Annotated in this window: 19 protein-coding genes; 10 read left to right on the top strand and 9 right to left on the bottom strand. The window is 34.0% G+C overall.

The genetic code is table 11. The features are described from left to right. Positions 1 to 730: 730 nt before the first annotated feature. Genes NSQ40_RS14460 through NSQ40_RS14440 form a run of 5 tightly spaced genes read right to left on the bottom strand, consistent with a single transcriptional unit; the run spans position 731 to position 1,521 of the window. Positions 731 to 838 (bottom strand): YrzI family small protein, encoded by a 108-nt coding sequence (locus NSQ40_RS14460; RefSeq protein WP_018765715.1) that lies wholly within the window; start codon positions 836 to 838, stop codon positions 731 to 733. Positions 839 to 865: 27 nt separating this feature from the next. Continuing rightward, positions 866 to 1,006, bottom strand: a complete 141-nt coding sequence (locus NSQ40_RS14455; RefSeq protein WP_003198148.1) for a YrzI family small protein — start codon at positions 1,004 to 1,006, stop codon at positions 866 to 868. Positions 1,007 to 1,035: 29 nt separating this feature from the next. Beyond that, the gene (locus tag NSQ40_RS14450) at positions 1,036 to 1,179 is read right to left on the bottom strand and encodes a YrzI family small protein (RefSeq protein ID WP_003198150.1); all 144 of its coding nucleotides are present in this window, start codon (positions 1,177 to 1,179) and stop codon (positions 1,036 to 1,038) included. Positions 1,180 to 1,209: 30 nt separating this feature from the next. Beyond that, entirely contained in the window at positions 1,210 to 1,353 is a 144-nt protein-coding gene (locus tag NSQ40_RS14445; protein ID WP_003198152.1) for a YrzI family small protein, read from the bottom strand. 27 nt (positions 1,354 to 1,380) lie between these two features. After that, positions 1,381 to 1,521, bottom strand: coding sequence for a YrzI family small protein (locus NSQ40_RS14440; RefSeq protein WP_016115192.1), 141 nt, complete (start codon positions 1,519 to 1,521; stop codon positions 1,381 to 1,383). 487 nt (positions 1,522 to 2,008) lie between these two features. Between NSQ40_RS14440 and NSQ40_RS14435 the strand changes: the two genes are divergently transcribed. The 9 genes from NSQ40_RS14435 (at position 2,009) to NSQ40_RS14395 (ending at position 8,556) form a co-directional block, all read left to right on the top strand. Then, positions 2,009 to 2,500, top strand: coding sequence for a hypothetical protein (locus NSQ40_RS14435; RefSeq protein WP_033797808.1), 492 nt, complete (start codon positions 2,009 to 2,011; stop codon positions 2,498 to 2,500). A gap of 145 nt (positions 2,501 to 2,645) precedes the next feature. Beyond that, positions 2,646 to 3,020 (top strand): GntR family transcriptional regulator, encoded by a 375-nt coding sequence (locus tag NSQ40_RS14430; protein WP_003198155.1) that lies wholly within the window; start codon positions 2,646 to 2,648, stop codon positions 3,018 to 3,020. Positions 3,021 to 3,022: 2 nt separating this feature from the next. Continuing rightward, positions 3,023 to 3,895, top strand: a complete 873-nt coding sequence (locus NSQ40_RS14425; RefSeq protein ID WP_003198157.1) for an ABC transporter ATP-binding protein — start codon at positions 3,023 to 3,025, stop codon at positions 3,893 to 3,895. Beyond that, positions 3,895 to 4,443: a DUF4052 family protein gene (locus NSQ40_RS14420; protein WP_445684661.1), complete on the top strand. Its 549-nt coding sequence runs from the start codon at positions 3,895 to 3,897 to the stop codon at positions 4,441 to 4,443. Before NSQ40_RS14425 ends, NSQ40_RS14420 begins: the two co-directional genes overlap by 1 nt. Further along, positions 4,424 to 4,498: a hypothetical protein gene (locus NSQ40_RS29470; protein WP_445684663.1), complete on the top strand. Its 75-nt coding sequence runs from the start codon at positions 4,424 to 4,426 to the stop codon at positions 4,496 to 4,498. The genes NSQ40_RS14420 and NSQ40_RS29470 overlap by 20 nt, the downstream gene beginning before the upstream one ends. Positions 4,499 to 4,614: 116 nt before the next feature. Then, a complete protein-coding gene (locus NSQ40_RS14410) occupies positions 4,615 to 5,082 on the top strand; it encodes a CcdC family protein (RefSeq protein ID WP_258248336.1) in 468 nt (155 codons plus the stop codon). 37 nt (positions 5,083 to 5,119) lie between these two features. After that, on the top strand, positions 5,120 to 5,626 hold the full coding sequence (locus NSQ40_RS14405; RefSeq protein ID WP_258248337.1) for a 2'-5' RNA ligase family protein: 507 nt from the start codon (positions 5,120 to 5,122) through the stop codon (positions 5,624 to 5,626). Positions 5,627 to 5,837: 211 nt separating this feature from the next. Continuing rightward, positions 5,838 to 8,186, top strand: coding sequence for an RNA polymerase recycling motor HelD (gene helD / locus NSQ40_RS14400; RefSeq protein WP_003198165.1), 2,349 nt, complete (start codon positions 5,838 to 5,840; stop codon positions 8,184 to 8,186). 64 nt (positions 8,187 to 8,250) lie between these two features. Continuing rightward, positions 8,251 to 8,556 carry a hypothetical protein gene (locus NSQ40_RS14395; protein WP_003198167.1) on the top strand — a complete coding sequence of 102 codons (306 nt, stop codon included), beginning with the start codon at positions 8,251 to 8,253 and terminating at the stop codon, positions 8,554 to 8,556. A gap of 98 nt (positions 8,557 to 8,654) precedes the next feature. Here NSQ40_RS14395 and coaW read toward each other — a convergent pair whose 3' ends face one another. The 3 genes from coaW to NSQ40_RS14380 form a co-directional block, all read right to left on the bottom strand. After that, on the bottom strand, positions 8,655 to 9,476 hold the full coding sequence (coaW, locus tag NSQ40_RS14390; RefSeq protein WP_003198169.1) for a type II pantothenate kinase: 822 nt from the start codon (positions 9,474 to 9,476) through the stop codon (positions 8,655 to 8,657). Positions 9,477 to 9,515: 39 nt separating this feature from the next. Further along, a complete protein-coding gene (locus tag NSQ40_RS14385) occupies positions 9,516 to 9,923 on the bottom strand; it encodes a 3-hydroxyacyl-ACP dehydratase FabZ family protein (RefSeq protein ID WP_003207393.1) in 408 nt (135 codons plus the stop codon). A gap of 72 nt (positions 9,924 to 9,995) precedes the next feature. Continuing rightward, positions 9,996 to 11,195, bottom strand: a complete 1,200-nt coding sequence (locus tag NSQ40_RS14380) for an LL-diaminopimelate aminotransferase (protein ID WP_141547646.1) — start codon at positions 11,193 to 11,195, stop codon at positions 9,996 to 9,998. A gap of 182 nt (positions 11,196 to 11,377) precedes the next feature. Here NSQ40_RS14380 and pduL point away from each other — a divergent pair, with 182 nt between their 5' ends. Next, a complete protein-coding gene (pduL, locus tag NSQ40_RS14375) occupies positions 11,378 to 11,947 on the top strand; it encodes a phosphate propanoyltransferase (RefSeq protein ID WP_033796213.1) in 570 nt (189 codons plus the stop codon). A gap of 32 nt (positions 11,948 to 11,979) precedes the next feature. On the opposite strand, the gene NSQ40_RS14370 is transcribed toward pduL, so the two are convergent. Then, the gene (locus NSQ40_RS14370) at positions 11,980 to 13,182 is read right to left on the bottom strand and encodes an MFS transporter (protein WP_003198177.1); all 1,203 of its coding nucleotides are present in this window, start codon (positions 13,180 to 13,182) and stop codon (positions 11,980 to 11,982) included. Between the last annotated feature and the right edge of the window lie 62 nt (positions 13,183 to 13,244).

Genomic DNA, 13,244 nt, shown 5'->3' with positions numbered 1-13,244 from the left:
CATTGCTTGTTAAGCGATGTATCCTTCTTGATTTTATAGAGGAGAGGTATCACGAGTGGCGTATTACCAAAAGAAGACTATGAGAAAGTGATAGCTTTTGTTCATTCCTGATCAAAATGGGAAGATCAAGAAGAAAAATATTTTCTACATGATGACGCCAGTATTCATAATTTTTTGTTTCATCATGAAGTGTTGAATGGAATTATTGATCCTTCGCCGATGGTGGGGTCATTATTTTATGATTTTACATACGCATTTTGTTCCTCACCAAATAATCTAGACACAGAGACGTTATTTACGGCATTTTCGCAATTGAACGATTTGAAGGTCGAAAACTCAAGATTAATAGAAGAGGTAATTGCTCAAGTATATACCCGCATTGGGGTGGGGTCTGTGCGAAAGTTCATCCGCATGATTTAAAAGATTACTTGAAGGCGTGGGAATACTAGAGAAAATTACTACCTTGTTATAAATGAGGATGAAAGTTAACTTTAGGTATCACAATAAAAGCACCTAGTTTTAAATGGAAATTAGGCGTTTTTATTGTGTGATCTTTTCGTGTTTATTTGAAAAAAATAACCTTTTAAAACATCATACATTGGACTATGTGGAATCCCTCTCAATAATCCAAATCATTTCTTTACAACGCGCCATTAACATCTTAATCCTCTCCTCTCATAAGATTTAAATCGCATCATTATAGATGTGTATAATATTTGCTTCTACGATCTCAAATGTCATCCATAATCTTTTTATATTGCTGTTCTTGCACAATTCCAGCTTCAGATAATCGCATCTTTTGAATGGTAATCGTTAAAAAGAAAACATGAAATTTCATAAATGAATTCTTCCTTTCGTAAAGGAATTATAGGTGACTACAATAAGGGACTTGACGTTCTTTCACTTCATCCATAGCATTTTTAATGTGTTGATCGTGTAACATTTCGAACTCAGAAAATTTGTTTTTGTGAATTGTAATCGTTAAAAAGAAAACTTGGAATTTCATAAGGTGATTGCTCCTTTTTATATAAATTTTTAGTACATATGGTTGTAATAAGAAACTTGACGTTCTTTCACTTCATCCATCATTTTTTTGATTTGCTGTTCTTGTAAAATTTCAGTTTCAGAGACTTTACTTTTGTGAACAGTAATGGTTAAAAAGAATACTCGAAATTTCATCAGAAGATTGCTCCTTTTATAAATTAATTTTTAATACATTTGATTATAATAAGAACTCTTGCGATCTTTTACTTCGTCCGTAATCGCTTTTAATTGTTGTTTACGTAAAATCTCAGTTTCAGATAAAGATTTTTTCTGAAGAGCAAACGTAAAAAAGAAAATATGAATCGTCATAAATGAATTCCTCCTTTCGTAAAGGAATTACAGGTGACTACTGTAAGGACATTGACGCTCCTTTATGTCATTCATAGTCTTTTGAATGTGTTGATCGTGTAACATTTCAACTTCAGATAATTGCTTTCGTTGGATTGTAATACTGAAAAAAAGTACGTGAAAAGTCATTGAAAATTTGCTCCTTCCGAAAAGAAATAGTGTTAGAGATTAAAAAATCGCACAAAAAAGCCACAGGAAGATATAATTCTCCTGTGACAGGCATGAAAAAGCCACAGGAAAGTATACGACCTCCTGTGGCGAATTTGCTAATTAAAGAAAATACCGAACGATTTTCAATTCTCCATTAGGGTGGTCGAATTCATATTTAATTGTAAAATAGATGCAACATGTAATTGTAATTTCATCATTTTATTCGACCTCCTTTTAGAATTTTTTTCTTACGTTAGTAAGTATATACAATTAATGGATAATTGTAAACATAAAAAATGAAAATTTTTAATTTTGATTAAAATGCGTATATCTTGAAAGGTGATTAAATAAATTGACGTATTAATTATGAGGAGAGTGGAGCATGGTTTTGTAAGTAGTTAGAGAAATTGAGTTTTTACTTAACTTCATTCGGGAAGGAAGCTAAGTGAAGAGATGGAGGAAGAAAGTGGAGTTATTTTACAAGATTGCCTATCATCGGATGTATGATCATTATTTACCTAAACTAATGCAAACAATTGGGCACTTAAATGCAGAAGAGTTGTGGAAACAGGGAGAGTCAGCGAATTCTATCGGTGGTATTGTACTTCATATTTGTGAGCATGTAAAAAGGAATGCCATTCGTTATTCAAATCCGAATATACATTTTGAAAAAGGGATTGAGGAGTATTTTCCAATTATGTATTTTAGTCCAGAAATGTTATCTAAAGCTGTACAAGAGACATTTGATGAATGGAAAAAAGAGTATGTTAAAGCTTGTAATGAAAGAAGTAGTATAGATATGCATGATCTTTTTCATTTAGTGGAGCATACAAGTTATCATCTAGGACAGATTGTAGATCGTACAAAATTACTAAGAGGACAGAAACTGGACTTTTGCCAAAATGGTTTAAATGAGAAGAACTTAAGGCTACGTATAAAAAATACAACAGTTTTATAAATAGTTTATAGAGAAGTATCATCCTTCAAGGTAGGATACTTCTTTTTTTTGAAAGAATTTATGGAAAAATATTGAATGGTAATATATTCTTGTGATATGGTTAATTACATAAGTAATTAACCTATGAACCTAAGGTGGTGAGGGTATGAAAACAGGTCTCGAACAAAATAAGTTAATATACGTACAAATTGCAGAAGCCATTGAGTCGGATATTTTAAAAGGAATACTGCTTGAAGAAGAAAAGGTTCCATCAACAAATGAATTTGCAAAGATGTTGCAAATCAATCCAGCGACAGCTGCGAAAGGGGTAAATTTACTAGTCGATGAAGGTATTTTATATAAAAAGAGAGGGATTGGAATGTTTGTTGCAAAAGGAGCCAAGGAAGTTGTACTAAAGAAGCGGCAAAGTGCTTTTATGAATGAATTCTTGCCTAAAGTGTGGGAAGAAGCGAAAGTTCTTGAAATCTCAAAAGAAGAATTAATGAATATGATTCAAAAGATTACGAAGGAGGGAGAATGATCATGATCGCACTTGAGGCAAAAGACTTAACGAAAAAGTATAGGAGAAAAACGGCTGTAAATGCAGTAACAATTTCGTTGGAAAAGCATAAAATATATGGTTTGCTCGGTAGAAACGGGGCAGGGAAAACGACATTATTACATCTTCTTTCTGGACAAATCGTTTCAAATGGTGGAAGTGTATCCGTATTTGGTGAAAATGTTTTTGAAAATAGGAAAGCGCTGCAAAGTATTTGTTTTGTAAAAGTGAAAGAAGAAGTTCATTTAAGTTATAAAGTGAAAGAGATTTTTAACTTATGTAACATGTTTTATAAAAATTGGGACCAAGCCTATGCTGAAGAGCTTGCGAAAAGATTTCAGCTTAATGTAAAAGAAAAATACCATAAATTATCGCATGGTATGCAGACTGTTGTTGGAATTATTCAAGGTTTAGCGAGCAGGGCACCGATCACAATTTTTGATGAACCAACTACTGGTTTAGACGCAGCGCACCGTGAATTGTTTTATAGTATGTTGCTAGAAGACTATGGGAATTATGCCCGAACAATTATTTTATCGACTCATTTAGTAGAAGAAGTAGCTCATGTTATAGAAAATGTGCTGATTTTAAAAGATGGGGAAGTAGTTATTCAATCATCAGTGGAAGATTTATTACAGCAAGGTCATTCTATTTCAGGAAGAAAAGATAAAGTCGATGAGTTTCTAATAAATAAAAATGTTGTACACCGAGAGGGATATGGAAATAAGGGGATTGCTGTTATATGGGGGGAGTTTTCTACTGAAGATTATCGATTCATTGAAAAAGAAGGATTAGAAATCGATAGAGTAACACTACAAAAACTATTTATTTATATAACAGATGATGAGGTGAAATGATGATGTTAATGAAACAATTGAAGTTACATATGAATTTTCATTATAAAGCTATTCTTATATTTTGGATTGTGGCGTTACTTATAAAAGGAACAACGAGTGCAGCAGATTTAAACGGAATAAAAGTAGGATTTTTACAGGATGTTTTAAATAATCCTTCGATTGCAATTACATTTTTTATAGTAGTAAGCACTTTTGTTATACAGGATGATGTATTTCGTTTAGCTGTTTCGTTTGGAGTAACAAGATTACAGTTTTTTATTGGATCAGTTTGTTATATGACGTTACAAGCTGCATTGTTCTCATTTCTTCAAGTGATTCTTTTACAGAATATATTATATAGTACGGAAAGTGCTAGTTTAGGAGGACATTCAGTAGGACAGTTTTTTGTGCAGTTTTTATTTTACGTTACAATAGCGAGCTTTTTTCAAGTAGTAGTTATTTTTAAGCAACGATTTCAGTGGATTGGCCTTGCTGTTGGGGGGGGCGATTTTCTTAGGATTAACGAGTGTACTCTATGGAGAGGTAGGAATAAAAGGTTTAGTATTTAAAAATAGTGCAACCTTAATAGACATACCATATTTTATTATGATTTCAATAGATTAACTGTAGTCTATTTCATAGTTAGTAGTATAGTTATTCGTAAAGTTTCCTTTGAGCAAACGGTTTAATAAATTGTATAGCAGTGTTAGATAAAATATTTTAGGAGAGAAGGAAAACATATGGGAGATACATCTTCATTAATAACGATGTTTTTATGTATTGCATTATTGATTTTATGGCGGCGTTACCGCTCTATGCATAGACCGATAAAGGGAAATGGTAAGCGAATTTTATTACCACTGCTTTTTTTATCACCAGGAATTTTAATGTTTTTTGGTCCTATTCATCCGGCTACAGTATACATTGGCTTTGCGATGTTATTTGGAATTCTTTTCGCGATTCCACTTATTATACTTACAAATTATGAGAGAAGAGAAGATGGGAATGTCTATACGAAGAAAAGTGTAGCTTTTCTCATTACTTTTATTGGGATTGTAATTTTAAGGTACGTTTCTAGGCAATATATAATTGATTTGGATCAGCAAACGATAGGGTTATTGTTTTATGTTGTTGCGATTTCTTATATAGTTCCATGGAGAATTGCTTGTTATATGAAGTTTAGAAAAGTTTTTCGTGCAGTTTCATAGAGCTGAGTTTTTTGTTTCGTTGGAGGGAGGGTGGAGAGTGCGTACTATTTTACTTTTTCTAGGTGAGGCGCAAATAGATGAAATTGAAGCAATTAGAAAAAAGCATGATCCTTTATTTGGATTCATTCAACCACATATTACACTTGTGTTTCCTTTTGAAAGTGCACTTTCTAATGATGAACTAAGAGCGCATATAGCCCGGAAATTGCAAGGGATTCATCCAATAGAAATTGAGCTTATTGATCGAATAAGTCATGAAGGTGAGTACTTGTTCTTACGTGTTGAAAAGGGAAGGGAACAGGTAAGGGAGTTACATGATGAGTTATACAAAGGGCCTTTGACGGAATTTTTGCGAAGTGATATACCTTATATACCACACGTTACAGTTGGACGAAAAGAAAATGAACAACGGGCAATAAAAATCGCAGAGAAGATGCTGAAATTAAGCACGCGATTGCAATGTATAATTGAGAAAGTAAGTATTGAACGTATTGGAGAAGATGGAGAATCAATAATAGAATTTGAAGTGGAACTTCCAAAATAAAAAGGAGATACAAATTTGTATCTCCTTTTTATTGATTTTTCATATATATGTGTTAAAATGGAAAAACGCTCATTGTTTATTTTTGTGAAAACTCAATAATTACCCAATTTAATTATAACAAATCGATTGCTTGTTTGTCAAACTTTTTATTGAATTTGTTATAGCATCAAACAATGAGCATCAGAACGATTAGTTGATAAGGAGTGGCAATATGGAGAAAACCGGTCAAGAGTGGAAACAGGAACAACATCGTGTGAAAGAAGTAGTTGGAAAGATTGAAAAACATATTGATACATTAGAGCAATATACAAGTGCAGCAACAAAAGATGTTGTCCAGATTCGAAAACATTTTTGGGACGATGTAACTGTGAATGTTGATAATACAGAAGAGGCTATCGAAACGGCAGCAAGTATCAAACAACAAGCAGAGTTATTATCTGAACGAGAGCAAAGTCACCGCCATGCTTACAATCAACTAAAAGGATTACAAAGATTACAGCAATCACCATACTTTGGAAGGGTAGATTTTTTAGAAGACGGTGAAAAAAGTGAGGATGCTATTTATCTTGGTATTCACTCATTCTACGATGAACAGACAGAACAATTTCTTGTGTATGACTGGCGAGCCCCTATATCAAGTTTGTATTATGACTATTCTGTAGGAAGAGCTAAATACGAAGCACCTAATGATACGATTTCGGGTGAAATGACCTTAAAAAGGCAATATGTTATTCGGAATGGTCGAATTGTAAGTATGTTTGATACAGGAGTGACGATTGGCGATAAATTGCTACAAGAAGTATTAGGAAATAACGCCAATACACAAATGAAAAGCATTGTTTCAACAATTCAAAAGGAACAAAACCAAATTATCCGGAATGAAAAGAGTCGTTTACTTGTTGTTCAAGGAGCTGCGGGGAGCGGTAAAACATCGGCAGCACTTCAGCGCGTCGCATATTTATTATATCGTTATCGAGAGACATTACACGCCGATCAAATCGTTCTCTTTTCTCCAAACTCGATGTTTAATAGCTATGTATCTACAGTATTGCCGGAACTTGGCGAAGACAATATGAAGCAAACGACATTCCAAGAATACTTAGAGCGTCATATTGATAAGAAATTTGAATTAGAAGATCCATTTACACAAATGGAATATGTACTGACAAGAATGGAAGAAAAGAGTTATAAAACACGATTAGAAGGGATTAGATATAAAGCAAGTTCTGATTTTATTGAAGTAGTAGATCAGTATGTATCTTATTTAAAACGAGAAGGTATGTTATTTAAAGATATAAAATTTAGAGGGGAAGTATTAATCTCTAAAGAACAAATAAAAGAACAATTTTATAAATTTGATCCTTCAATACGGATTCCGAATCGAATAAAGTTAATTTCTGAGTGGTTGTTAAAGGAGCTGAAGGAGCAAGAAAAAATAGAGAGAAAAAAACTTTGGGTGGAAGAAGAAGTACAGTTATTAGATAAAGAAACATACGCAAAAGTTCATCAGAAATTACAGAAAAGACAAGAATATTCCGATGGTACGTTTGATGATTTTGAACGTGAACAAAATATGTTAGCAGCTATTGTTGTGAAAAAATATTTTAAACCGCTCCGAAGACGTGTGGAAAAATTACAATTTATTCATACACCAGCACTCTATATGCAGTTATTTAAAGATCCGCAGTTTGCTAAGCAACTTGTAGAAGAAAATGAATTACCACAAAAATGGGATGAAATATGCGGAGAAACAATAGAAAAAATGCAAGGTTTTTATATGGCGTATGAAGATGCAACGCCTTATTTATACATGAAAGACCAACTGGAAGAATTACAAAAAAATACATCTGTGCAGCACATATTTATTGATGAAGCGCAGGATTATTCTGCATTTCAATATGCATTTTTGAAACGGATATTTCCGCATACAAAAATGACAATACTAGGTGATTTTAATCAGACCATTTATGAACATGCATCAGAGAATGAATTTTCACAGTTAAGTACCTTGTATGGGGAAGAACTAAGTGAAAAAATTGTTCTTACGCGTAGTTATCGCTCTACAAAGCAAATTATTGAATTTACGAAGCAGTTAATTGACGGTGATGAAATTGAACCGTTTCAGCGTGAAGGAAAACAACCGATTATAACAGAAGTGAAAGAAGGAGAAGCTCATCATAAAAAGATTGTGGACCAAATCGAACAATTGAAGCAAAGTGGTCACAGAACAATTGCGGTTATTTGTAAAACAGCGGAAGAAAGTGAAGAAGCGTACTATGCCCTACAAACATCATTACCAGTTCGCCTCATTAAGAAAGAAACGAGTTCGTTTGATGAAGGTATTTTGATTATCCCATCGTATTTATCGAAAGGGGTAGAGTTTGATGCGGTCATTATCTACGATGCATCAGAGGAAAAATACAGCCGAGAAAGTGAACGTAAGTTATTTTATACCGCTTGTACGCGTGCGATGCATGAGTTATATATTTATTCTGTAGGGGAGATGAATGAATTTTTACAGTCTGTTTCTCCAAAAACGTATTGTTACAAGAAAATGTAGAAGCGGAATAAAAGAGGTTGTTACATGTTAATGTACCTAAGTTTTCCTTAAAGGGGCGGATTACATGGAATTAATAAATATTAATGGGGATACTTATAAAATGGAATGTATACCTTTTGAAGACAAGAGTGAACAGGATGAAGAGGGATATTATGAATATTATTATAAGGGAATATATATATTGTTTCATTCGGACAAAGATATAATAAAAGCTAAAATTTATGATGGAGAAAAAACAATCTCGTTTTTGAAAAACCCTATTCCTTATTTTGGTGAAGGGATTGAAGCGATAAAATTATATGTAACGAAAGAATTTGGTGTAACTGGCTTTCAGTATCTCGGTGGAGAAAAAGGGTATGTAGAGCTATAGTTCAAATAAAAAAGCTGGTCTAAAAACCAGCTTTTTTATTATGTAAAATTTCGACTCATGTTTTCTCTTTCACAGAGGCTCTTTTCTTTGTAATATATTTATTTCGCTATACTCAGGAAGGCACCAATAGCCCCGCTAAAACCGTGATCTTCTAAGAAGATAGGTTTTTTATTTTGATACAAAGTATAACTACCTATAATTTCTTGTAGATGTGTATTATTTGATAGTGTAGATCCAATATAAACGATATGATCCATATCTTTTGCTTCTGCAAATTGAAGGCTTAATGCAGTAACTACTTCACCAACAAGACCTTGAAGGGTAGCAATTAAATCAGACTTGTTATAATCCGCTTCACTCATAGCAGCTTTTCCAAAATTACTAGCTGTTAAACTACTATCAATTGGGGAAAGAACGCCGTTATAAATATCTCCAACTGTTATATCGAGATTCTGTCTAGATCCTAGTTTTGTATGTTGAATGACTTCTTCAAAACCATCTATGTTTGTTAACAGCTTTGATAACCCCATGATTGTCCCTCCGCCAATGCCAGTTCCACCAGCACGGATATATTTTTTGTTATGGACATAGTGAATGGACGTTCCTGTACCGATATTTGTTAAAACAAAGTTATTGATAAAGTGTTTTTCTTTATTAATGAGGTAATGAACGCCTGCAAGTGTGGCATCGAATTCTGCAACATACTCTATAGTGTATTTTTCTAAAAATAATGTTTGTAATTGCTCAGCTTTACCGCCAGTTATAGATAATCTATTAATATGTGTATGATTATGTAACCAATCTTTAATTTTGTTTTGTTCATAGGAGTAAAATTTTTTAAAATGCAATGTATTGTTTTCATTAAAATAAGCAATTTTCGTTAATGTTCCACCAGCATCAATACCGACAGCGCTCTTCATTCTTGTACTCCTTGTCATTGTATAGTTATAATAAAACCTTTATTTTGTGATATAAACTAGTAATTTTTCGATTGTAACAATCGTTTTTCCGTTTACAGAAGCAATCCCTTTCCCGAGAACAAATCCTCGTTTATTCCGCAGAACTTCATATTGTAAATCTAGCTTGTCACCAGGTATAGCAGTGCCATTAAATGTTACACCGTCTAATGAGGAGAGGAATCCTAATCCGGTAGACTCACTTGTTCCTACAAATGCTCCAAGCTGTGCAAGGGCCTCTACAATTAGCATGTGTGGCATGCTGTTTTGATTCGGATTTATAAACCATTCGTTACTTGTGATTAATTTATATCCTTTTACGGATTTTTCATTTTCAATTTCTGTGATTCTATCAATCATTAAAAATGGGTAGCGATGAGGAAGTGTATCGTTAATATTTTTGATATTCATAAAGGTCTCCGATCTTTAATCCTTAAATGGGAAAATAATAGCCCCTGCTAAAAGTAAGCAGGGGATTTGTAATTAATTATTGACTAATGCATCTGCTTTTTCGGGAGAGAAAATACCGCTATTTTCAATATTTTCAACAACTTGTTGTAATACTTCTTTATCTTGGACAAGTGCGATGCGAACAAAACCTTCACCATGTGGTCCAAAAGCATGACCAGGAGTTACAACGACATTTGCACGATCCATTAGTGCATAGGTAAAGTCTAATGAAGTCCAGCCTTTTGGGATTTCAGCCCAAACAAACATACTACCAGCTGGTCTATCAACATGCCATCCGAAAGAAGCAAATCCATCAACTAAAGTATCTCTACGTTCTTGGTAGATAATCCGATTTTTGGCGCAGAAATCGGCCCCTTTACGTAAGGCAACTGATGCGGCTTTTTGAATTGGCAAGAACACGCCGTAGTCTGTGTTTGATTTAAATTGCGCTAGTGCACTTACAATTTCTTCATTCCCAATCATATAACCAATGCGGCTACCAGCTAAGCTGTAGCTTTTGGATAGGGAATTAATTTCAACACCAACTTCTTTGGCGCCAGGAACAGACAAGAAACTGATTGGTTTCTTTCCGTCGTAATAAAATTCTGCATAGGCGAAATCATGTACCACAATGATATTGTGCTGTTTTGCGAATGCAATGACCTCTTTGAAGAAATCTTCATGAGCCATTGCCGGGACTGGATTTCCAGGGAAGTTTAATATCATCATTTTTGTTTGTTTAGCAATTTCCTTAGGAATGTCTTGTAAATTAGGTGAAAAGTCATTTTCTTTCTTTAAAGGCATGAAGTAAGGTTTTGCACCTGCCATTTGAATACCCGTCTCATATGCTGTATATCCAGGATCAGGTACTAAAATAAGATCACCTGGATTTGCAAAAACCATAGGCAAGTGAACGAGTCCATCTTGGGAACCCATTAATAATAAAACTTCATTGTTTGGATCTAATTTAACATTGTGATTGTTATCGTAATATTCAATTACTGACTCATGAAATTCTTGAATACCTGTTAAAGTATAACCGTAACTTTCTTTTTCATTTGCTGTATGTACCATAGCTTCTCTTACAATATCAGCAGGAGGCATATCTGGATTGCCGATACTCAAATCAATCATTTTGTGACCTGCTGCAATTTTTTCCTTTTTATAAGCTGCTAATTCACTGAATATAGAAGATTGAAATGCTTTCATTCTAGCTGCTAACGTATAAGTCATCAAAACCCCTCCTAAAAAACTGTGCTTTCATTTTCTGAATTTTATATTCTTTTATTATTCTGAAAACACATAATTATATTTTATCACTTTTGAGTCAGAATTCAAAACGCAGTTGTGTAAAAAGAAAAAGAAGGGAAGGCTAAAGAGTATGAATACTACCACATAATGAAGAGGTGTTAAAGGTGAAACAAATTCCAATTGGTGTATCAAATCGGCATGTCCATCTGACAAGCGAAGATTTAGAAAAACTTTTTGGGGAAGGATATGAGCTCCTGGTTGCAAAAGAACTTTCACAACCAGGAGAGTTTGCAGCGAAAGAAACAGTAACGATTAAGACTGAAAAGGCGGAAATCCCAAAAGTCCGTATCCTTGGTCCTATTCGAAAGTTTACACAGGTTGAAATTTCAAAAACAGATGCACGTAAATTAGGAGTGGATGCTCCGATTCGAGCATCAGGCAATATTGATGGAACACCAGGGATTACTCTTATTGGTCCAAAGGGTTCTTTAAAAATTGAAAAAGGTGTAATCATCGCTGAGCGCCATATCCATATGACACCTCAAGATGCTGAAAAATTTCAAGTGAAAGATGGACAATATGCAAGTGTGAAAGTAGAAGGAAGCAGAGGATTGATTTTTAATCAAGTGTTAATTCGTGTAAAAGATACATACGCCTTAGATATGCATATTGATACAGATGAAGCAAATAGTGGGAATATAACAACAGGAGACTTAGGTCATCTCTTACAATAAGAGAAAAATCCATCTCAATTTGGAGATGGATTTTACATGTTCGATACTTGGGAAGTGTTTTTACTTGCCTGCTTGTGCTTTGATAACGACATAAAAATAATTAATAATGAAATAGCGCCAAAAATAAGAACCATATATCGTAACCCAATTGTGTCTAAGAAGAATCCAGTTCCAAGTAAGACAATTTGGAACATTACCCTTTCAAACATATTACGGAATGAGAAAAGACGTCCATGATAACTTTTTTCAACTTTTGTTTGGAAAATTGTTGACATGATAGGGAAGAAACAGCCAACGCTAAATCCAAATAGACCAAATGATACAAGTGCCATCCATTTCACATCACTAAAGAACAATGAGAGATGCGCAAAAGCAGTACAGAAGGCGAAGAAATAAAGTAATTTATCAGGTGGGAAATGATCAGATAAACGCTTAATTACGAAAGCTCCTAACATAAAAGCCACACCTTCAATGGTATAAATAAACCCTTTAATTGTCGGATCATGTTGCATTTCGCTAATATTAATAACCATTAAATTGAAACCAGCGATGAATAAAAGGGGAATAATACTTAAAATAAGTGCCCGAAATGCAACCGGGATTCCTCTTAAAATCCGAAATACTTCCATAAAGCTATTATCTTTTGCTGCTTTTTTACTTGATGTATCTGATTTTTGATCTTCAAATTGTAGGAAAAAGGTCGAAAAGAATAATAAAGCGTATGCTGCCATTGAGAACGCGTACATGTACTGTAAACTCATAACGACAAGAAGAACACCACCTAGTGAGGTTCCTGCAATACGAGCGATTGTTCCGATATTCATATGGACACCATTCATCTGTAATAGTTCATGTTCACGAACAATAAGCGGAATAACAGACTGCAATGCAGGGAAATAAAAAGCCGCTGAAATTTGAAGGGCAATCATAAAGGCAATCATAAAGGCGATACTCTCATATTGAATAGCGAAGAACATAAAAATAACACTGATAACACGGCCGAAACCAGCATAAAGAAGGACTTTCTTTTTTTCGTATTGATCGATAACACGACCAGCCATCGGACCAACAAGAACACCGGCTAATAATCCAATAAATAAAATAACCGACTTCATAAAATCAGAAGGTACATACTTCTGCATAAATTCTAGATTGCCAAGAATCCCAAGCCACAAACCAAGCCCAGCGATAAACTCACCGATTAGAACAATCCAGACATTTTTATTACGCCACATAACAAAACCTCTCAGTCTTATAAAATAGGAAAAATCGTATATAAATCCTCCTCTTCATTCAT

The organism is Bacillus sp. FSL K6-6038 (assembly GCF_038050455.1).
Classification (GTDB): Bacteria; Bacillota; Bacilli; order Bacillales; family Bacillaceae_G; genus Bacillus_A; species Bacillus_A pseudomycoides.
Note: the sequence above shows the minus strand (reverse complement) of the source record. Positions and strands in the feature narration are given on the sequence as shown.